Source organism: Paenibacillus sp. FSL R7-0128 (assembly GCF_038002245.1).
GTDB classification, from domain to species: domain Bacteria; phylum Bacillota; class Bacilli; order Paenibacillales; family Paenibacillaceae; genus Paenibacillus_AQ; species Paenibacillus_AQ silagei.
Window position 1 is genome coordinate 366409 of the sequence record NZ_JBBOCD010000001.1, and the last position, 19772, is coordinate 386180.

16 protein-coding genes are annotated in these 19772 nt (G+C 55.5%); 10 read left to right on the forward strand and 6 right to left on the reverse strand.

What is annotated here, in order from left to right:
* Positions 1 to 85 precede the first annotated feature (85 nt).
* Both NST26_RS01555 and NST26_RS01560 read left to right on the forward strand, forming a co-directional pair.
* Positions 86 to 2413, forward strand: a complete 2328-nt coding sequence (locus NST26_RS01555; RefSeq protein WP_445323309.1) for a heavy metal translocating P-type ATPase — start codon at positions 86 to 88, stop codon at positions 2411 to 2413.
* Between the two features lie 184 nt (positions 2414 to 2597).
* Positions 2598 to 4625, forward strand: a complete 2028-nt coding sequence (locus tag NST26_RS01560; protein WP_340978333.1) for a methyl-accepting chemotaxis protein — start codon at positions 2598 to 2600, stop codon at positions 4623 to 4625.
* Between the two features lie 91 nt (positions 4626 to 4716).
* Here NST26_RS01560 and NST26_RS01565 read toward each other — a convergent pair whose 3' ends face one another.
* The 3 genes from NST26_RS01565 to NST26_RS01575 all read right to left on the reverse strand — a co-directional run bounded on the left by NST26_RS01565 (position 4717) and on the right by NST26_RS01575 (position 6920).
* Complete coding sequence (locus NST26_RS01565; protein WP_340978334.1) at positions 4717 to 5679, reverse strand: L-lactate dehydrogenase; 963 nt, start codon at positions 5677 to 5679, stop codon at positions 4717 to 4719.
* A gap of 271 nt (positions 5680 to 5950) precedes the next feature.
* Positions 5951 to 6457 carry a CcdC family protein gene (locus NST26_RS01570; RefSeq protein WP_036732774.1) on the reverse strand — a complete coding sequence of 169 codons (507 nt, stop codon included), beginning with the start codon at positions 6455 to 6457 and terminating at the stop codon, positions 5951 to 5953.
* Between the two features lie 202 nt (positions 6458 to 6659).
* On the reverse strand, positions 6660 to 6920 hold the full coding sequence (locus NST26_RS01575; RefSeq protein WP_036732764.1) for a GlsB/YeaQ/YmgE family stress response membrane protein: 261 nt from the start codon (positions 6918 to 6920) through the stop codon (positions 6660 to 6662).
* 257 nt (positions 6921 to 7177) lie between these two features.
* On the opposite strand from NST26_RS01575, the gene NST26_RS01580 reads away from it, so the two are divergent.
* Entirely contained in the window at positions 7178 to 8230 is a 1053-nt protein-coding gene (locus NST26_RS01580; RefSeq protein ID WP_340978335.1) for a lactonase family protein, read from the forward strand.
* 116 nt (positions 8231 to 8346) lie between these two features.
* Here the strand turns inward: NST26_RS01580 and NST26_RS01585 are convergent, their stop codons facing one another.
* Entirely contained in the window at positions 8347 to 10674 is a 2328-nt protein-coding gene (locus tag NST26_RS01585) for a poly(ethylene terephthalate) hydrolase family protein (protein WP_340978336.1), read from the reverse strand.
* Between the two features lie 408 nt (positions 10675 to 11082).
* Here NST26_RS01585 and NST26_RS01590 point away from each other — a divergent pair, with 408 nt between their 5' ends.
* The 4 genes from NST26_RS01590 to NST26_RS01605 all read left to right on the forward strand — a co-directional run bounded on the left by NST26_RS01590 (position 11083) and on the right by NST26_RS01605 (position 14526).
* A complete protein-coding gene (locus NST26_RS01590) occupies positions 11083 to 12204 on the forward strand; it encodes a sulfate ABC transporter substrate-binding protein (protein ID WP_076083417.1) in 1122 nt (373 codons plus the stop codon).
* Between the two features lie 111 nt (positions 12205 to 12315).
* Entirely contained in the window at positions 12316 to 13167 is an 852-nt protein-coding gene (gene cysT / locus NST26_RS01595; protein ID WP_051478705.1) for a sulfate ABC transporter permease subunit CysT, read from the forward strand.
* A 173-nt stretch (positions 13168 to 13340) separates the two neighbouring features.
* On the forward strand, positions 13341 to 14204 hold the full coding sequence (gene cysW, locus NST26_RS01600) for a sulfate ABC transporter permease subunit CysW (RefSeq protein ID WP_340978337.1): 864 nt from the start codon (positions 13341 to 13343) through the stop codon (positions 14202 to 14204).
* Positions 14205 to 14304: 100 nt separating this feature from the next.
* Positions 14305 to 14526, forward strand: coding sequence for a YezD family protein (locus NST26_RS01605; RefSeq protein ID WP_036732753.1), 222 nt, complete (start codon positions 14305 to 14307; stop codon positions 14524 to 14526).
* Positions 14527 to 14802: 276 nt separating this feature from the next.
* Here NST26_RS01605 and NST26_RS01610 read toward each other — a convergent pair whose 3' ends face one another.
* Entirely contained in the window at positions 14803 to 15270 is a 468-nt protein-coding gene (locus NST26_RS01610) for a VOC family protein (RefSeq protein ID WP_036732749.1), read from the reverse strand.
* Positions 15271 to 15313: 43 nt separating this feature from the next.
* A complete protein-coding gene (locus tag NST26_RS01615; RefSeq protein WP_036732747.1) occupies positions 15314 to 15622 on the reverse strand; it encodes a hypothetical protein in 309 nt (102 codons plus the stop codon).
* A gap of 228 nt (positions 15623 to 15850) precedes the next feature.
* On the opposite strand from NST26_RS01615, the gene NST26_RS01620 reads away from it, so the two are divergent.
* From NST26_RS01620 to NST26_RS01630, 3 genes are all read left to right on the forward strand, one after another.
* Positions 15851 to 16264 (forward strand): GNAT family N-acetyltransferase, encoded by a 414-nt coding sequence (locus tag NST26_RS01620; RefSeq protein WP_340978338.1) that lies wholly within the window; start codon positions 15851 to 15853, stop codon positions 16262 to 16264.
* A gap of 60 nt (positions 16265 to 16324) precedes the next feature.
* On the forward strand, positions 16325 to 16957 hold the full coding sequence (locus NST26_RS01625) for an NAD(P)-dependent oxidoreductase (RefSeq protein ID WP_036732742.1): 633 nt from the start codon (positions 16325 to 16327) through the stop codon (positions 16955 to 16957).
* 450 nt (positions 16958 to 17407) lie between these two features.
* Complete coding sequence (locus NST26_RS01630; protein WP_036732739.1) at positions 17408 to 19162, forward strand: bifunctional ADP-dependent NAD(P)H-hydrate dehydratase/NAD(P)H-hydrate epimerase; 1755 nt, start codon at positions 17408 to 17410, stop codon at positions 19160 to 19162.
* The last annotated feature ends 610 nt before the right edge of the window (positions 19163 to 19772 follow it).

A 19772-nucleotide genomic window follows, 5' to 3' on the forward strand; every position in this document is an offset into this window, starting at 1 on the left:
TGCATGATTCAGGGGAATATAATAGGTGTAAGTTAACATATGAACAAATACTCATATATAGGGACGATCAAGGGAGATGAGTCATTTGAGTACGGTAGAAGACAATGTGAAGCGCAAGTGGGTCCTGGATGGGCTGGACTGCGCGAACTGCGCTATGAAAATCGAGAATAAGGTCAAGAAGATTGAAGGCGTGTCCTCCTGCTCCGTCAACTTCGCGACGAAGACCATGACACTGGAGACAACAGCTGCTGCTGCAGATGAGATCGCGAAGCAGGCTGAGCATACGGTAACCAAGCTGGAGCCGCATGTGAAGCCGCGGGCGGTTCGAGCTTCGCGGGCTGCTAAGAAGCCTTTGTCTGCCGAAGGTGTAGCTCAGGTGCGCGGCGCAGCGGTTCAAGGACAGGGTCATGTTCATACCCACGGCGAACCGCACGGTCATGAGCATGCCCATGGAGAAGGACATTCCCATGAAGAGGGGCACCCGCATTCACATGCTGCTGAGCATAGCCACGGCCAGGAGGATTCACATGGCCACGGACACAGCCATGAGCATGGGGAGGGCGATACGCGCCGCATCCTGATGCGGCTGGGCGGCGGTGCCATTCTGGCTGCGGCCGGGATGTTCCTGCCGGTCAGCGGGATCACCGAGCTGCTGATCTTCCTGGCAGCTTATCTGATTGTCGGCGGAGAGGTCGTCCTCGCCGCTGCCCGGAATATTGTAAGGGGCCAGGTGTTCGATGAGAACTTCCTGATGGCCCTTGCGACCATCGGCGCCTTCGCCATCGGCGAATATCCCGAAGGCGTTGCGGTTATGCTCTTCTATCAGGTAGGTGAGCTGTTCCAGGGAATGGCGGTGAATCGTTCACGCCGTTCGATCACAGCGCTGATGGATATCCGGCCGGAGTTCGCCTATCTGAAGGAAGGCAGTAATCTGCGGAAGGTGTCCCCCGAAGAGGTTAGAGTAGGAGACAGCATCGTAGTTAAGCCCGGTGAGAAGGTTCCGCTGGACGGGATTATTCTGGAGGGCAGCGCGATGATGGATACCTCGGCACTGACCGGAGAATCCGTTCCCCGTTCTACTCAGCCGGGCAGCCAGGTACTCAGCGGATTCATTAACCGCAATGGTGTGATTACCATTGAAGTGACCAAGGACTTCGGTGAATCGGCAGTCTCGCAGATTCTGGAGCTGGTCCAGAATGCTACGAATAACAAAGCAAAGACAGAGAATTTCATCACCAAATTCGCCCGTGCCTATACGCCGGTCGTAGTCATAACAGCGCTGCTGCTGGCCGTGGTTCCGCCGCTGATTCTGAGCGGAGCCACCTTCTCCGACTGGATCTACCGTGCACTGGTCTTCCTCGTTATCTCTTGCCCTTGTGCGCTTGTCGTGTCGATTCCCCTCGGGTTCTTCGGAGGGATCGGTGCCGCGTCGAAGAACGGGATTCTGGTGAAGGGCAGCAACTATCTGGAAGCCTTGAATGATGTGAAGATCGTTGTGTTCGATAAGACAGGAACCTTGACCAAAGGCCAGTTCACCGTGACCGGCAATGTTCCGGCAGAAGGCTTCACCGAGCAGGAGCTGCTGCGGGTAGCGGCGTATGCGGAGAGCCACTCCAGCCACCCGATTGCGGAATCCATCCGTGCAGCCTATGGCGAAGCTATTCCGGGTGAAGCCATTAAAGGCTATAATGAAATTTCCGGCCACGGCATCGCCGTTACCGTGGAGGGGAAGGCAGTGCTGGCCGGGAATGCGCGGCTGATGGAGCGTGAAGGGATTGCCAGCGTAACTCCGCAGGAGTACGGGACGATCGTTCATATTGCTGTAGATAAGCGCTACGCAGGCTATCTCGTCATTGCAGATGAAGTGAAGGACGATTCGCTTAAGGCCATTCAGGCTCTGAATGCACTGGGAATCCACAAGACGGTTATGCTGACTGGTGACGCTGCCCCTGTAGCCGAGTCTGTCGGCAGACAGCTGGGCATTCAGGAGATTCATGCTGAGCTGCTGCCGGGAGATAAGGTCGCGGCGATTGAACAGCTGGAGCGGGAAAAGGGACCGAAGGAGAAGATCATTTTTGTCGGGGACGGGATTAATGATACTCCGGTGCTGGCCAGAGCGGATGTCGGGATTGCCATGGGCGGACTTGGCTCGGATGCGGCCATTGAGGCAGCGGATATTGTAATCATGACGGATGAGCCTTCCAAAATCGCTTCCGCCATCGGGATCGCCAAACGGACGCGGACCATTGTCTGGCAGAACATTGCTTTTGCGCTGGGAGTCAAAGCGGTCTTCCTGCTGCTGGGAGCGTTCGGAATTGCCACGATGTGGGAGGCCGTATTCTCAGATGTCGGAGTTACTGTACTCGCTGTACTGAACAGCATGCGCGCCTTACAGCCGCCGAAATCGGTATAATCGTGTAAGATGAATCCATAATGAAATAATTATGAAAAGTATAAGCCTTAATGATCCTAATTTTTGGGTCTTAAGGCTTATTTTTATTGTATGTATTATGTTTTTTGTCTATTTATGCCGATATATCAATATATATATTTACAGCATATGGAAGACCAGAATGGGTTTCTAGGGGGATTTTGCGGTGAATGAGGGAAGTGTACGGTCAAAAATGAAAATGAATGCAAAGAATGGAAAATCATTATCGCTGCAAAGCAAGTATTCGCTTGTTATTTTGGCAATTGCTATTGTACCTCTGCTCGGCGTCACGATTTTTTTCATGCAGTACTTCGGGGGTGTAACCAGAGACGACAGTGAGGAGCTGGCCCAGAATATTCTGGAGATGAACACCACACGGATCGTAGAGTGGCTGAATACGCGGACATCTGCGGTTCAGGAGCTGATTGCGCAGCATCCTGAATTCGATACCGCAAGACCAGATACTATTTTTCCCGTGGTCAAGGTACTGGAAGAGAGCGATACGCAGTCCGAAGGCTACAGTGTCATTAACAAGCAAGGTATTCTGGCTAATTCCCTTAAGCTTACGGCGGATGTAGGCCAATCGGCATATTTCATGCAGGCCAAGAAGAGTCTTGCCCCGGCGGTAGCGGAGATGTCTTATCTGGAGCAGCTCAGTAAATATATTATCCCGGTATTCGTTCCCGTAGTGGACAAGGACAAGCAGTTTGGCGGCGGCATCGCCTTCTCGGTGACACCGGACATTCTGATGGAGATGGGCAAAAACATCCACGTGGGCGATACCGGCTACGGATACGTGATCTCGGGCAAGGGAGATTATTACGCCTACTCCGAGACCGAGCGGATCGGCAAGAATATCGCGGATTACGCCAAGACCACAGAGATGAAGCAGGCCGTAGCGCATATTCTCGGCAAGGAAGCAGGCTCGGAGGCCTACAAGGGAGAGGACGGCCAACAGGTGATTACCTATTTCCGTACCGTCCCGGGCACAGACTGGAAGCTGCTGATTACGGTTCCCAAAAGCGAGATTACCGCCAAAGTTACCTCAGCCCAGCGGATAACCACACTGTTCATTGTAATCATCATTCTGGCGGTCATTGCCTTGGCCTTGTATCTGACCCGTCTGATTGTGAAGCCGATTGTGGCAATCTCCGGGGTGATGAAGAAAGTAGCGGACGGCTATCTCAGCGAACGGGTGACCGTGCGCTCGGGTGATGAGATCGGCCAGATGAGCCAGAGCATTAATGATATGATCGGATCATTGTCCGGCATTGTTGGCAAAATCGATGCTACCGTGGCGCAGGTTGCTGTCTCGGCAGAACGCGTGCTGAATTACGCCAGTCAGACCTCGAATACGTCGGCTGAGATTGAGATGGTCGTCCAGGAAGTGGCCCAGGGAATGGGCGAGCAGTTCAAGGGCTCGGAGCAGGCGGCCAGAGCTACGGAGGAGATGGCGATCGGGCTGCAGCGGATTGCGGAATCCTCCGTTAATGTGTCCGACCAAGCGGAGACGGTCAGCACTGAGGTCGAGAACGGCTACGTGGAGATTCAATCCACACTTAAGCAGATGACTGTAATCAGCGGCGCTGCGGAGGAGACCTCGGCTCTGATCAGCAATCTGAGCATTCAATCCGAACAGATTGGCCAGATTGTTGATGTAATCTCCGAAATCTCCAATCAGACGGGGCTGTTATCGCTCAATGCGTCGATTGAAGCGGCCAGAGCAGGCGAGCACGGGCGTGGGTTCGGCGTGGTGGCGAATGAAGTGAAGAAGCTGGCGGAGCGCACGAACAGCGCCATTGTGAACATTGTGGAGCTGATCCGTCAGATTCAGGAATCCACCAGAGCGGCCGAGGTCTCTATGGAGAAGAGCATTGCTGAGATCGGAGACGGGATGGGTAAAATGCAGAATGTAGGCACCTCCTTCGACCATATCCGCTCGTCCATCCGTGAGGTATCGGTTCAGATCCAGGACGTCTCTGCCGTCAACGAGCAGATGTCCGCCGGGACAGAAGAGATTACGGCCTCCATTTCCGACATGCTGATTATTGCCAGAGATTCTGCCGAGAGCGCCGAGATGGTGGCGGAGGCTTCCACCGAGCAGCGGAATCTGATGGGTCAGGTTGTCACCTCAGCCCAATCCCTCAACCAGCTGATGAGCGAATTGCGCAGCGAGATCGAGAAGTTTCAATAATATCAGGTAAAATCATCGCAAACACCCCTCTGCCCCACAGGTTACTGTGTGAAGCAGAGGGGTGTTTGCGGTATAGGCTGTGCTGTTTAGCTTAGTGCTGCTCCTCCAGCGTGAGACTATCAATTCCCGCGCGGATGATATTACAGGAGTCAGTGAATTTAGCCATCTCTGTATCGCTGAGGTTCAGCTCCAGCAATTCCTGAATACCGCTGCTGCCGATAATGGCCGGAACTCCGGCGCATACGCCGCTTTGTCTGTATTCCCCGTCCAGGATGGCGGAGACGGCGATAATTTTGTGCTCGTCATTCAGAATGGAGCGGGTGATATAGGCAAGGGCACTGCCGATTCCGAAGTGAGTCGAGCCCTTGCGCGTAAAAATCTCCCAGCCTGCATCCTTCGTCTTGCGGGCAATATCCATAAGGTCCAGGCTGCTGAAGCGCTCGCGGTGCTGCTCCATAATCTGCAGAATCGGCTTGCCGCCGATTGTCACATGGGACCAGGCTACGAACTGCGACTCCCCGTGCTCGCCAAGGGCGTAGCCGTTAACGCTGCGCGGATCAATCGTGAACACCTCCGACAGCAGTGTCTTCAGCCGGGAGGAGTCGATGGAGGTGCCTGTGCCGATTACCCGGTGCCGCGGCAGGCCGGAGATCTGCCAGACCATATAAGTTACAATATCTACAGGGTTCGCAGCGACGACGAAGATCCCATCGAAGCCGCCCGCCATAATCTCGGTGATGATCTCCCGGGTAATTACAGCAGCGGCATCCAGTACATCCAGCCGGGTCTGCCCGGGCTTGGGGTTGGCGCCTGCCGTCAGAATGACGACATCCATCCCCGCACAGTCACTGGCGGTGCCGGCATAGACCTTGGTGCGTGTTCCGGTGAAGTCCATGCAGTGCGAGAGATCAAGCGCTTGTGCCATGGCGCGGTCGTAGGTGCGGTCGATCATCATGATCTCATCGCATATGGCTTGATTCACCATGGAATAGGCAACGCTTGAGCCGACCATGCCGGAGCCGACGATTGCCACTTTTCTCGATTTACTTTTCAATTGCCCAGTCCCCACTCTCTACAAGTATGGTACTATTCTAACTGATCTCATCGCAAGTTACCTGACATCGCACCGAAAATGCCCGCCGCACTCGTCCGTTATTTGGCCATAATTCACATGGAAGGTTAGAGTATCAGGGTTCTTATGAATTATAATATGCAGCTGATGGGCATTTGGGAAGGCAGAAGGAGAGGGTGTCTCCGGCAGTCATCCCAACGGCTGCCGGGGACACCCCCTTGTACATAATTATATAATCCATCCCGCCCTCACCCTAGACCCGGGGCTGCGGAATCTGCGGCTCGGCAGGCAGCATTCCGGTATAGTGCTTATACATGAACAGTCTCCAATGGAGGATCATGCCGAAGGCCAGAATGAAGAATAATCCGCCGGACTGCGGAACAGAGACATACCGGTTGATGAACTCATGGAGCAGGGTGCGGACCAGCAGCAGTCCAAGCAGAATGAAGGCGAAGCTCTTGGAGCGCTGGGCATAGATCAGCCCTTCACGTTCTTCGAACCGCGTACTGCGGATTAGCGGGTAGGCAAAAATAAACCAGCCGACCAGGAAAGCCGCTACCGCCCACCACCAGGGGAAGCGCACTTCCGGTACGACGAACATGGCGAAGCCGGTGGACATGCCAAGCGGCGGAATCCATATTTTGCGGATGGTTACCGGGCGGGCGCTGGCCTTCATGCGGATAAAAATCACCATCAGCGCCATGAATACAGCTCCCAGCGTGGAGCCCACATGCAGAAGTGAGGGGTTGATGTTACCCATAATTCACGTTCCTCCTCTGTGATATCGGTCACTATTTACTTCATTATAGCAGATAATGAACGGATTTCATTAATGATGCGCAGCCTGCTCTCATGCGGGTGATCTGTCTGAAGCACACAGCAAACCCGCCAGAGTCTAACCCCGGCGGGTCTGCTTGCTAAGTATAGTACAGCAGCTTCGTTAAAGCATGCTGCCATAGAGCTTAAGAACGGCTACGTCCGCCAACCGAACGCAGAATCAGGCTTACGATAAAGATCAGAACCACAGCACCGATCAGTGAAGGGAAGACATAGTAGTCGCTGATCTTAGGTCCCCAGCTTCCCAGCAGCATGCCGCCGAGCCATGAACCGAGAATACCAGCGATAATGTTGCCGATAATTCCGCCTGGAATGTCTCTACCCATAATCAACCCGGCCAGCCAACCAATTACGCCACCAACAATCAACATCCATAGTAAACTCATTAACTCTCAGCTCCTTTTGTGTTTGTTGTCTTCGATGGTTACTATTAACCTTATGCACAGCGTTTAAACCAGTGTTAAATTTTGCCGGCACACATTTATTTAGTATTCCAGTCTGTCCAAAATTATGCTGTTTAACCCTGATAACGCAGTGGGTACATAAAGATGTTATAGTGAATTTATGGTTCACCCGCTGAGTGAGTATAGGGGTGTACAGGGTATATAAGCTTATATACTATACAAACAAAGGAGCCGCTGCCATGCACCAGCCTAATGAAGTATTATTCTATATTGGAACGTACAACAGTGAGGAGAAAGAGGCCATCCTGCTCGGTGCGCTGGATAAGGAGACCGGAGAAATGAGGGTTATGGGCGGTACCCGGGGGACCCGGAACCCTTCCTATCTGGCGGTTAATGCGGCGCAGACGGTATTATATGCAGTGAGTGAGCAGGATGAGGGTGCGGTTCATGCCTACGCCATTGATCCCGGCAGCAAAGCGCTGCATCCGCTGGGCAGCAGAGCGACCGGGGGCGGCGCGCCCTGCTATGTCTCGGTGGCTCCGAAGGGAGATTACATAGCCGTGTCTAACTATACGGGAGGGAATGTCAATGTGTTCCCGCTGAACCCGGACGGGTCCTTGCAGGAAATGTCTTCTCAGGTGAAGCATGAAGGCTCGGGAATCCGCAGCGACCGTCAGGATGCCCCCCATCCCCATTCCGTGATTCCGGACAAGACGGGTGATCATGTGCTGGTCTGTGATCTCGGTCTCGACCAGATCGTGTTCTACCGTGTGGAGGACGGGAAGCTGGTCACTCACCGGGAGGTAGAGCTTCCTCCAGGCTCAGGACCGCGCCATCTGGCGGTTCATCCTTCGCGGCAATGGATCTATCTGGTTAATGAACTGAACAATACGGTCACCGTATTCGCCAATGATGAGCCTCAGGGCAATCTGAAGCTCCTGCAGAGTATCAGCAGTCTCCCGGAGCATTATACCGCCGGAAGTGATGATACGGCTGCCGATATCCATGTATCCCCATGCGGACGCTATCTCTACGTATCCAACCGTGGGCATGACAGCATCGCACTGTTCCATATTGATAAGGCTACGGGTCTGCTGGAAGCGGAGGACTGGGTGACTTCCGGAGGACGGACACCGCGTAACTTCGCTCTGATCGGCGGCATGCTGCTCGCTGCTAACCAGAACAGCGGCAATATTGCCTCCTTCCGCATAGACAGTGAGACCGGACGGCTGATCCCCACCGGCAATGAGCTGGAAGTGCCGGCACCTGTCTGCCTTGTAGCCCTGGACTAACCTGTACAAGCATCTCTGTGCAGGAACAGCAAAGCCCCCTGTGAGCCGGAGTATGGCGGACAGGGGGCAATTTGGGCTGTTGTTATTATTTATTTTATAAATAGAATGATGTCCGGTTAATACACTCCTGTCAGCGGGTCCTCCCGTTCATAGAAGCCGATGTCATCCAGCATAATTTTGTCTTCTGTCCCTTGCAGATAAAAGGTAATATCGGTCAGACTAGCCGGATCAAGCTCGGGCTCTTCCTCAAGGAACAGCTCGAAGGGCAGCTTGTACGTCTGGTAGACGGCTTCCGAGCGGTTGCCGAATTTGCCGTCACTGATCCGCTCCTCCAGCCACGGACTAAGCGTAAATTCCGTCTGCGGCAGCGGCAGAATATCCATCACCTCGTCCAGGGGGATTCTTGCGGCGGTGTCGTTGCTGTCAGTCAGCTCCACCTCCACATCCGGGGAGAGCTCAGTTTCCGGCAGCGGTTCAGCATCGCCGTCCTGGTTAGGATCGGAGTTATGGTTCGCCAGGGAGAAGGTCAGTCCCTCTACGGCAGGAGATTCCGCAAGCGTCTGAGTCAGCGTGTCGCTAAGCCTAATGCTGTAAGCGGCCTCGGCATCCGTATGATCCTGATCAGGGCTGCTACTGCGCTCCAGCAAAATACCGTAAGAGGGCTTGTTGTTCTGTTCGCGGTCCTTCGCGGCCTCTTCGCTCCAGTGAAGCCCCGTAGTAGTAGAGACGGTCCCGCCTTGGACGGCGCCCCGGTTGCGGTCTTCATCATAGTCCGCCACCGTGATATAGGCCCCGCTCTGGAAGCGGTTATAGTAGGCGGTATCCGGCAGCCACCGGGCACCGCTGCGGTAATCGCGGAACATTTGCCGGTACTCGCTCCTCCCGTGCAGCGTGGTCTCCAGGAAGGCAGAGACATAGACCTTGGCGATTCTCCGCTGCTCCTCCCCGTCCATGATCCGGGAGCGCTTCAGGAACAGGCCGGTAGGCAGCGTCTGGTCATATAGCCCCCAGTCCGTATTGAACTGGCTGTGATTAGCGTCGGCAATATAGAGCGAGCTTTTGAAGCCAGGGGTATTGCCGGTGTAGGAAGAGCGCATATATTGACGGTCCCCGTAGAAATCATGTACATCGCCGTCACGGGCGCCCTGGAGTGTCAGATAGCTCACATCGGTTAGACGGGCCTGCTTGCTGTCGATCATTTTATCCGTAGGAGCCAGGGCAATGACTGAAGTAATATGGAACTGCTGAATAGCGTCCAGAACCGGATCACTGCCGAACCAGCGCGGCGCATCCGCAGCCATGGCTACGGCCTGTCCGCCGCGACTGTGGCCAAGCAGTGCAACAGAGTCATAATCAACCTTCTGGTAAAAGGGGGTGCCAGGCTGCTCCGCGAAGCTGCCGATCTGCTGCAGATGCTTCAGAATCATCCAGGTCCGCGCCTTGAAGTCGTTGTCCGGAATACCCGACCAGGCCGAATAATTCAGGAAATTCTCATCCAGGGTGACCGCGATGAAGCCCCGGCTGGCCAGTAATTCACCAAGATAGGCATAGCCGTCCTCGGAGAAGTCCTCCATCATATGGTTGCCATGGACCATGAGCACCAGCGGATAAGGCCCGTCCCCATCCGGCATCCACACTCTGGCATTCAGCGGGAGGGAAGCGGGATCGAACCCCCAGAACAGGGTCCGCAGCACGGGCCAGGAAGAGATATATTCAGTAGCATCCACGGAAGCAGAGGCTAGCAGGACATCCTTGCCATACGCCTTGCGCTGCAGATCCTTGCCGCTGCCATAGGTGAAGGTGTGGAACTCATAGACGCCCGGCTGGGCGGGATCGTCCGCCGTTACGGGAAGTACCTGTCCATCCGCCGCCAGACTCTGAAGCGAGGGTACAGGTACCGGGCTGCTTCCCGTCTCATAGCCATAGGCAAGTGCGAAGGGGGAGAGGAAGAGTGCCGCTGCCAGCAGACCACCGGTGAACATTCTCCGGGTCCGCAGCAGACCGGCCGCTAGTCCCCCTATCCCGCAGGCCAAGGCTGCGATACAGGCGATAACGGCTGCAGCTCCAAGCTCCAGATCGGAAAAATACAGAATCAGCAGTACAGCCCCATAGGTGCTGAGTAAAGAGCCTGCGAACAGATGCGGAAGCCGCAGTCCGGTTAAGGAGAGCAGCACAGCCAGCAGATTGCAGGACAGTGCCATAACAAGTGTTCCCGCACCGGCTGCCAGCATGATATCTGCTGCGCTCCCGAGGCCGGTAGGGATACCCATGACAGCTATAGTAAAAGCCAGAATACATAGAATCCAAGGACCGCTCAGCGCAGTCCTCCATAAAGTAGTATCATACCTGTAAGTTTCCAGGATACGTCTGCCCAGTTCTCTGAGTACACGCCTGTGCAGCCGCGGTCCCTGCGGCGCGGGGCCATACTCCAAATCCATTCCCATGATTATTTCCCCCGGTGTAAGCGGCAATAATAGAAACTGCGCTGCCGTTTCTATTTATATGAATTCGCTCTATTTTCGCTCAATAAGATGTAGCAATGATATTACTTTGGGGCAACAATAACAAGTGGGTCTTACAGGAACGGAAGCCACTTCCTGTCCTGGGTCCATCGGTAACTGTCTTTCATTCAAAGTGAAAAAAAGGTTTGACAGCGCGGGAAGCGTTCAGTATTATATCTGTATAACCTACTAAATGGGTAGGAATAATCGAATAAGTTCTTACCGTACAGACGGAGGAACGCCTGCTTCAGGCTCGCAGATACGTGTCTACAAGACCGGTTTGACTTGCCGCAAGCGGGCTTTCCTGCGTCTATTGCTTGTTACAAGACTATTATGGGGGAGTGGACTAAGATGACAAAAGGGATCAAGAAGGGGCTTCTCGCCGGGGTTGCATTGATATTGACGGCAGGGCTTACGGCTTGCGGGAACAGCAATACGGGGAACAGTGCGGGTGCCGGAACAGCGGCCCCGGCCCCCACAGAAGCGGCTGCAAATTCTCCGGCCGCAACGGAAGCTGCCCAGACACAGTCAAAGGAACCGGTCGAGCTGCTGAATGTATCTTACGATCCGACGCGTGAGCTGTATGAGAACTATAACAAAGCCTTCGCCGCCTACTGGGAGCAGGAGACCGGCCAGAAGGTAACAGTCAAGCAATCACATGGCGGATCAGGCAAGCAGAGCCGGGCGGTGCTGGATGGCCTGGAGGCGGATGTTGTTACGCTGGCGCTCGGGTATGACATTGATGCTCTTCAGGAAGCTGGCTTGATTGGCGCGGACTGGCAGAGTAAATATGAGCATAACAGCTCCCCGTATACCTCCACCATCGTCTTCCTGGTCCGCAAAGGCAACCCGAAAGGCATCAAGGATTGGCCGGATCTGCTGAAGGAGGGCGTAGAGGTCATCACCCCTAACCCCAAGACCTCCGGCGGTGCCCGCTGGAACTACCTGGCTGCCTGGGGCTATGCGCTGGACCACAATAATAATGATGAAGCCAAGGCGCAGGAATTCGTGCAAAAGCTGTTCAAGAATGTACCTGTCCTGGACACCGGCGCCCGCGGCTCGACCACTACCTTCGTGGAACGCGGCATCGGAGATGTGCTGATCGCCTGGGAGAATGAGGCGTATCTGTCCATCAAGGAGCTGGGGCCGGATAAATTCGAGATTGTGAATCCGTCAGAGAGTATTCTGGCTGAGCCGCCGGTTGCTGTAGTGGATAAGGTCGTCGATAAAAGAGGAACGCGCGAGGTAGCAGATGCCTATCTGAAATATCTCTACACCGAGGAAGGCCAGAAGATTGCTGCCGAGAACTATTACCGTCCGACACTGGATAGCGTAAAGGCCGAGTTCAAGGATCAATTCCCGGAGATCAAGCTGTTCACCCTGGCGGATAAATTCGGAACCTGGAAGGAGACGCAGGCGAAGCACTTCAATGACGGCGGGATTTTCGACAAAATCTACGTACCGGGCAGCTGACAGCGGAGTTCGTGAACGATGATGCAGAAGCGGCAAGACCATACTGACAGGCGGAATTCCGCCAGAGGCTGATCGGCCATATGCCGAAGGCAGGAAAGGATGAATGGGCAGATGAATGTCACGACCAAAGCTGCTGCAAGGACGGTGTCACGGCGCAGGCTGCTGCCGGGGTTCGGGATTACGATGGGATTCAGCGTGCTGTATCTGAGTCTTGTGGTCCTGCTGCCGCTGTCCGCGCTGCTCTTTAATTCAACGGGGCTGAGCTGGGCGAAATTCTGGGATGTGGCTACGGATGCCCGCGTCCTGGCCTCCTACCGTGTCAGTCTGAGTACGGCGGGCGCTGCGGCCCTGATCAATGTTGGTCTGGGACTGCTGCTGGCCTGGGTGCTGGTGCGGTATGAATTCCCCGGCAAAAGAATCTTCGACGCCCTGATCGACCTGCCGTTCGCGCTCCCTACAGCCGTGGCGGGCGTATCGCTGACCGCCCTCTATTCCCAGAACGGCTGGATCGGTTCCCTGCTGACGCCGCTGGGCTTCAAGGTAGCCTTTACGCCGCTGGGCATCACGCTGGCGCTGATGTTCATCGGCATTCCCTTTGTCGTCCGCACGGTGCAGCCGGTGCTGGAGGATCTGGACAGGGACATGGAGGAAGCCGCTGCTACGCTCGGGGCAGGCCGCGGGCGCACCTTCCTGCGGATTGTCCTGCCCGAGCTGCTCCCGCCGCTGCTTACGGGCTTCGCCCTGGCGTTCGCCCGGGGCATCGGCGAGTACGGCTCTGTCGTGTTCATCTCCGGCAATATGCCGATGCGCACAGAGATCGCCCCGCTGCTGATCATGTCCAAGCTGGAGCAGTTCGATTACGCCGGAGCCACCGCCGTGGCCCTGATTCTGCTGCTGCTCTCCTTCCTGATGCTGCTGGTCATCAACAGCCTTCAGCATTGGGCACGGAGGAGCTCGCGGTAAGGGAGAACGGGTATGCTTCATAAAACTTAAGCGTATGCTTCCGAAGCGAGTTTTGTTAGGAGCGGATTCAGGATGCATATACTAACAAAACTTAAGCATATGCTTCCGAAGCGAGTTTTGTTAGGAACGGATTCAGGATGCATATACCAACAAAACTTTTAGGAGGAATAAATATGGCCGGTACGGTTCCCTTGCATGTCCCCGGGCCGCGTACAGGCGCGTCATCGCCCTCTACCACAGAGTCCCAAGCGGTGAAATGGGTGCTCATCTCCCTGGCCGGACTGGTGCTGCTCTGGCTGATTGCGCTGCCGCTGATCATTGTCCTGGTGGAGTCGCTGAAGCGGGGGCTGGATGTCTACTGGGCCGCATTGACCGACCCGGACGCCGCCTCGGCGCTGAAGCTGACGCTGCTGGTCGCCGCCATTACGGTTCCGCTGAATACGGTCTTTGGGGTAACGGCGGCGTGGGCGGTGACCAAGTTCCGTTTTCGCGGCAAGGGCTTTCTGGTGACGCTGATCGATCTGCCTTTTGCCGTATCACCGGTGATTGGCGGGCTGATCTTCATTCTGGTGTTCGGCTCGCACGGATGGTTCGGCCCCTGGTTAAGCGACCATGATATCAAAATCGTCTTCGCTCTACCGGGCATTGTGCTGGCTACACTGTTTATCACGTTCCCGTTCGTAGCCCGCGAGCTGATTCCGCTGATGGAGGAGCTGGGCACACAGGAGGAGGAGGCTGCGATTACACTCGGTGCGCACGGGTGGCAGATCTTCTGGCGCGTAACGCTGCCGAATATCAAGTGGGGCCTGCTCTATGGCATCATTCTCTGTAATGCACGGGCCATGGGTGAGTTCGGGGCCGTCTCGGTGGTGTCCGGGCATATTCGCGGGGAGACGAATACGTTGCCGCTGCATGTCGAAATTTTGTACAACGAATATCAGTTCTCGGCATCCTTCGCGGTGGCTTCTCTGCTGCTCCTGCTGGCACTGGTGACGATGGTTGTAAAAAGCCTGCTTGTACGCAAAAATGCTCATTGACAGCTATTGGGTGCCGTGCTAAGTTAATTCATAGTATACAAGGTGGTAATAACGGAATTTAGGCAGAGTTATTCCCTAACCGGGAAAGGGAGGCTTGCGAATGGCGAAACCACTGAAGGTGGATGAGGTATGGCTTGCGCGGATAACGGAACTGCTCGACGATATGGAATTCGGCTCCTTGCACATCGTAGTGCATGAAGGCCAAATCGTACAGATGGAGCGCACGGAGCGCAAACGTTTCGAGAACAGCACAGCAAATTCACGTGGTAGTGGAGAGACCGGAAGCCGGCGGACCGATACCCGTGCAGGGGGACGAGGATAATACAGAAAGACCTTCCATTGGGCATCCAATGGAAGGTCTTTCTTGTGGTATAGGAAATTATGATTTTCTTCTGTTGTGAATAAGTGGCGCGCAGGCGTGTGGCTCAAATGTATGCGGAAAACAGCATACATTGTGCTCACATGCAGACGCGTGGCCCGAATGTATGCGGAAAACAGCATACATTGTGCTCACATGCAGACGCGTGGCCCGAATGTATGCGGAAAACAGTATACATGTCGGTTTCCCTGTAGGTTCCTCTCAGCATGGCTGCTGGAACTAATCGCTGGACTTCCTGCACAACTCCTCCCACTCCTCAAAAGACAGCTTGCTTGTGATCGTCTTCAACCCCTGAGGGACTTCGATATGACACATCAGCTCCAGAGAGTTGCCGTCCGGATCATTGAAGTAAACCGAGGCATTGCCTTGATGGGGGCGGATAAAAGGCTCAACCGTGCTTCTGCTGCCGAAAGGAACCGGGTCAATCTGTAGGGAACGCAGCCAGGCGAGCGATTGCTTCAGGTCCTCATAAGTGACTTCGAAGGCAATATGCCTCAGGGAAGGGTGATAAGGGGTCTGAACCTCCGGCCCTTCCCATAATCCGATCCAGCTCCGCCCCTCTGTAATCCAGAAGAACGCGGTGTCCTCATCACGCCAGGCGAATTTCAGTCCCAGCCTTTTATAGAATTCAATAGATGCTTCCAGATTAGAAACGGGTAAATGGGCTTCGTATAATCCTTTAATCATAATTAGTAAGGTACTCCTTGTTCATTGATTAATGTGCTTACTGTCAGTAACGTGGATTGCGCCGTGATCCGCTTAGCCCTTCTACGAGCAGAATAATAGCGGTAATTGCATGCATCACCCAGCCGACAAAAGGAATCAAGGCAACCACCGAGGTGACCACGCCCACTGCATTCCCGATAATCGGACCGCGCTCTCTCAGCAGAATGATTATGGCTACAGCATGCAGCAGAAAAGCGATTCCTAGCGGCGCCCAGGCATTTGCCACCACAAAGCTTCCCCCGATAATCGGCAGCGCCAGAAAAGCCTCATAAGCGAAAGTTCCCCATTTAAACAGTTTCCCTGTAGGAGACATAATTACTTCACCAACCTTCCAAAATAGTAGTGTTGCTTGTCTATCCACAGTTTACCCAAGGACACGGGGTAAGAATAACCTGCCCGTCTGCAGAGTGCAAGAGCTGTGTTTTGAGTTATTGTACGCCGGAGGAGGCGGGGCGTTTCAATTTTGAACAAATACATATATATTGGTATCAGTATAGCAGGCGGGTTATGCATGCAGATTGCAGTAAATAGGAGGAGTAGCATGACAAATTCAGCACAGCCGGAGATCCGGCAGGAGTTGCCCTCAGTAGAGGATTATATCGCACTGCGGCAGGAATCCGGGCTTAGTCCGATGAGCATAGAGGGGGCGGCAGCCGGACTGCCTAATTCTGCTTTTGCAGTTACTGTGTATGCGGGCGAGCTGCTGGTGGGAATGGGCAGGGTTATTGGGGACGGGGGATGTTTTTTTCAAGTGACGGATATAGCAGTGAAGCCTTCCTTCCAGGGACGGGGTCTCGGAAAAATCATCATGGGGGAAATCCGCGCATTCCTGGACAGTGTGCCGGAGAAGGCATATATCAGTCTCATTGCTGACGGGGAAGCGGCCAAGCTGTATGCCAAATACGGGTTCGCGCCGGTAATGCCTGCTTCACAGGGAATGTTCCTGCGGCGATAAATCGTGTGAATTCGTGTAATGCTAATGGATAGCAGATTAGGAAAGTGAGGCAGCGGGAGAATGGATATTGTAGTGTTTGGAGCATCGGGCAGGGTTGGAAGTGCCATCGTACAGGAAGCGTTAAAAAGAAAACATGAGGTCACGGCTGCGGTACGCAGACCTGAAGCCTTCAGCCTTCAGCATGAGCGGCTGCAGGTGACGGCTGCTGATCTGCTGGACCCGGCCTCGGTAACGGCAGCCGTGCGCGGACATGAGGAGGTAATCAGTGCTTTCGGTCCGGCGGCAGGGCATGAGAATGATCTGCTGCGGGTAGCGGATTCACTGCTGGAGGGGCTGCGGGCGGCTGGGCTTGAGCGTCTGATCATTGTCGGCGGAGCAGGCAGCCTCAAGACGGAATCGGGAGAATGGCTGATGGACACCGCCGGATTCCCGGAGGACTACCGCGCGCTGGCTTCGGCTCATGCTAATGCCTATGAGATCTATAGGGGGTCGGAGCTGGACTATACGTATCTTAGTCCGCCTGCCGCTCTGGTAGACGGGCGCCGTACCGGCCAATTCCGCATCGGCCTCGACCGGCTGATTGTAGACGAAGACGGCCGGAGCAGCATCAGCATCCAGGATTTTGCCGTGGCGGTCATCGATGAGCTGGAGGAAGGCAATTTCAGCAGAGCCAGGTTTACTGTAGGGTATTGATGGGGGGTACGCGGAGGCGGAAGGTGAAAAGGCAGAGGTAGAGTCGGCGGCGGGTTTAATCGCACTCTGTACAACTAAAACGCCTGATTTTCCACCGATTATCCGTTTAGTTGTAGTCTGTACATTTAAAAATGCCGCTGTGCCGGGATTCTCTCCAATTGGGCAGATCAGATTTAGTTGTACAAACTACAGTTAGAAGAGGCCAGCCTTGATTTTGAGTGTTTTTAGGTGTATGGAATGCAACTATGGATCCAATTATGCTTATCTGATCCTCAAGACTAAGCAGTTGGGATCATAACCTATCTAACATAGAAGTCCTCTTCGTAGCGGGAGGGCTTTTTGCTGTTCTGGGGGCTTGTTGCTCGTTGGCTGCCATGAGCTACCTGGGTTATTTGCTTGCTGAAACGGGACTTAGTACAATCGAAGCAACTATGAAGGAGGTCTGGACCAATGGATGTGGTGACAGCGGAGGAGATGCGGGCATTCGACCGCGACACGATCGAGCGGCTGGGCATCCCGGCCATCGCCCTGATGGAAAATGCCGGACGGGCCATTGCCGAGGAGGTCATCGCCCTATGCCGCCGCCGGGCAAGTGAAGCTGGTGTGCCTGGTGGCAGGGTGTGGGGGGCTGGAGCGGGAGCGGCTGGAGGTGGAGCGAAGCGGGATGGAGCGGGAACGACAGGTGGCGGAATGATGCGGAACGGAGCGGAAGCAGCTGGTGACGTAGCGGGCGCCTTAAGCGGGCGCGGGGCGCCTGGCTTCGGCGCTGACGCTGCGGGCTTCTCCGTCAGCGGAGATGCAGCGCTGACGCTTGCCGGTGCCGGAGGAGAGCATTGGCTCGTCCTCGCCGGCAAGGGCAACAACGGCGGCGATGGCCTCGCCGCCGCCAGGCACCTGCGTGAGGCCGGCATCGCCGTCACGCTGGTGTACGCGGCCGCGCCGGAGTCGCTGGCCGGCGAAGCCGCGCTGCAGCGTGATGCCGCTGCAGCTATGGGCATTCCTGCCGTAGTCTACGGCAAGGACGCCCTGGACCTTGCCTCATGCAGCGGCATCGTAGATGCGCTGCTCGGCACAGGCAGCGCGGGAGCCCCGCGCGGTGCCTATGCGGAGCTGATTGCCGCTGCGAACGCCAGCGGCAGAGCCATTGTGTCCGCGGACATCCCCAGCGGGCTGGATGCGGACACGGGGGAGACGCATGAGCCCTGCATTCATGCGTCAGTGACCGTCTGCCTCGCGTTCCTGAAGCGGGGGCTGCTGCAATATCCCGGCGCGCAGGCCGCCGGGCGGGTCGTGGTCCGCTCCATCGGCATACCCGCTGCCCTTGCCCGGGAGGGCGGCGTCCAGGTCAGCCTCCTGACGCCGGAAGTACTGACGGCGCGCCTGAAGGTTGACCTGGCGCGCCGCCGTTCGCCCGAGGGCCACAAGGGCACCTACGGGCATGTCCTGCTTGCAGCAGGAAGCCTGCGCATGAGCGGCGCAGGCCTGTTGTCTGCCCGCGCTGCACTGCGCGCAGGCTGCGGGCTGGTAACCTGGGCGCTGCCGGAGAAGCTGCTGCCCAATGTGATCGGTTCTGTACCGGAGCTGATGCTGGCCCCGGTCACCGGAGGTGACGGGGAGTGGAATGCGGGTACGGCCGCTGAAGTGCTGCGGCTGAGTACCAGCCGCGATTGTACAGCCATCGGCCCCGGCCTGGGCCGGTTCGAAGGAGACACGGAGTGGCTCCGCAGACTATGGGAGGAGACGGAGGGTCCTATGGTTATTGATGCGGATGCGCTGAATATACTGGCGGATACCGATTACCGGAGCTGGAGCCGCCGCCATCCGGTTATTCTGACCCCTCATCCGGGGGAGATGGCCCGTCTGGCGGGGATATCTACAGCGGAGGTGCAGCGGGACCGGATCGGATTGGCATTGTCTTACGCAGTTCAGCATGGGGTAATCCTTGTGCTAAAAGGAGCCCATACCGTAATAGCAACGCCCGAAGGGCAGGCCTATATCAATATCACCGGGCATCCCGGTATGGGTACCGGCGGTGCGGGCGATGTGCTGACAGGCATCATCTCCGGTCTGCAGGCCCAGGGCCTGGAGGCGGATCAGGCCGCCGCGTTCGGAGTCTATCTACACGGGCTGGCTGGAGAACGTGCTGCCCGGAAGCGGGACCATCCTGCTGCCCTGATCGCCGGGGATATTATCGAGGCGCTGTAAATGTAAGCACCGGGTTTGATGTCTCCAACCAACAGCGCCAGCCCTCCATTTCATTAACAAGTTCAAGCTCTTGCTCGCTCTGGCGCACGGGCTGCTTGGAGTTCAAAGTCTATGTTAGTCTGCTGTCTGCTTTAGCGGATAACAGGTGGATTTTGTCCACCTGCTGATGAGCGGATGAGCTCTGGCGGGACGTTAGTTGGATAAACGGCACTTAATTTAGCACATTTCACCCCAGGCGACAAAACTAACTTTATTAGTTGGAGCTTTTCCACTTGCCTGCCTGTAAACGGCAGAAACGGATGAAATAAGACACATTTCTCCAATTGTTTGCTTCGGGCATCCTATTGAGCGCGATGCACCGGACGATAAGAGTTAACGCAATGTGCCAGCGCGAGGTCATCGGGCCCAATGTAATCGAAAAACCGACCACATTGGGCGTGACGGAGACGTGTGGTCCAAATATAGTCGAAAAACCGACCACATTGGGCGTGACGGAGGCGTGTGGTCCCAATGTATGCGGAAAACCGAACACAATGTGCCGTGAGAAGGGTTTGCGGTTTCCGGATACTGATCCCATCCAGCCCGGTATCCAGCCTTACCCGCCATCCCG

Excerpts from the sequence above, each read along its gene's own strand:
- NST26_RS01570 (WP_036732774.1), bottom strand. The coding sequence starts at position 6,457 with ATGGGTAACATCAACCCCTCACTTCTGCATGTGGGCTCCACGCTGGGA.
- NST26_RS01575 (WP_036732764.1), bottom strand. The coding sequence starts at position 6,920 with ATGAGTTTACTATGGATGTTGATTGTTGGTGGCGTAATTGGTTGGCTG.
- NST26_RS01580 (WP_340978335.1), top strand. The coding sequence starts at position 7,178 with ATGCACCAGCCTAATGAAGTATTATTCTATATTGGAACGTACAACAGT.
- NST26_RS01585 (WP_340978336.1), bottom strand. The coding sequence starts at position 10,674 with ATGGGAATGGATTTGGAGTATGGCCCCGCGCCGCAGGGACCGCGGCTG.
- NST26_RS01590 (WP_076083417.1), top strand. The coding sequence starts at position 11,083 with ATGACAAAAGGGATCAAGAAGGGGCTTCTCGCCGGGGTTGCATTGATA.
- cysT (WP_051478705.1), top strand. The coding sequence starts at position 12,316 with ATGAATGTCACGACCAAAGCTGCTGCAAGGACGGTGTCACGGCGCAGG.
- cysW (WP_340978337.1), top strand. The coding sequence starts at position 13,341 with ATGGCCGGTACGGTTCCCTTGCATGTCCCCGGGCCGCGTACAGGCGCG.
- NST26_RS01605 (WP_036732753.1), top strand. The coding sequence starts at position 14,305 with ATGGCGAAACCACTGAAGGTGGATGAGGTATGGCTTGCGCGGATAACG.
- NST26_RS01610 (WP_036732749.1), bottom strand. The coding sequence starts at position 15,270 with ATGATTAAAGGATTATACGAAGCCCATTTACCCGTTTCTAATCTGGAA.
- NST26_RS01615 (WP_036732747.1), bottom strand. The coding sequence starts at position 15,622 with ATGTCTCCTACAGGGAAACTGTTTAAATGGGGAACTTTCGCTTATGAG.
- NST26_RS01620 (WP_340978338.1), top strand. The coding sequence starts at position 15,851 with ATGACAAATTCAGCACAGCCGGAGATCCGGCAGGAGTTGCCCTCAGTA.
- NST26_RS01625 (WP_036732742.1), top strand. The coding sequence starts at position 16,325 with ATGGATATTGTAGTGTTTGGAGCATCGGGCAGGGTTGGAAGTGCCATC.
- NST26_RS01630 (WP_036732739.1), top strand. The coding sequence starts at position 17,408 with ATGGATGTGGTGACAGCGGAGGAGATGCGGGCATTCGACCGCGACACG.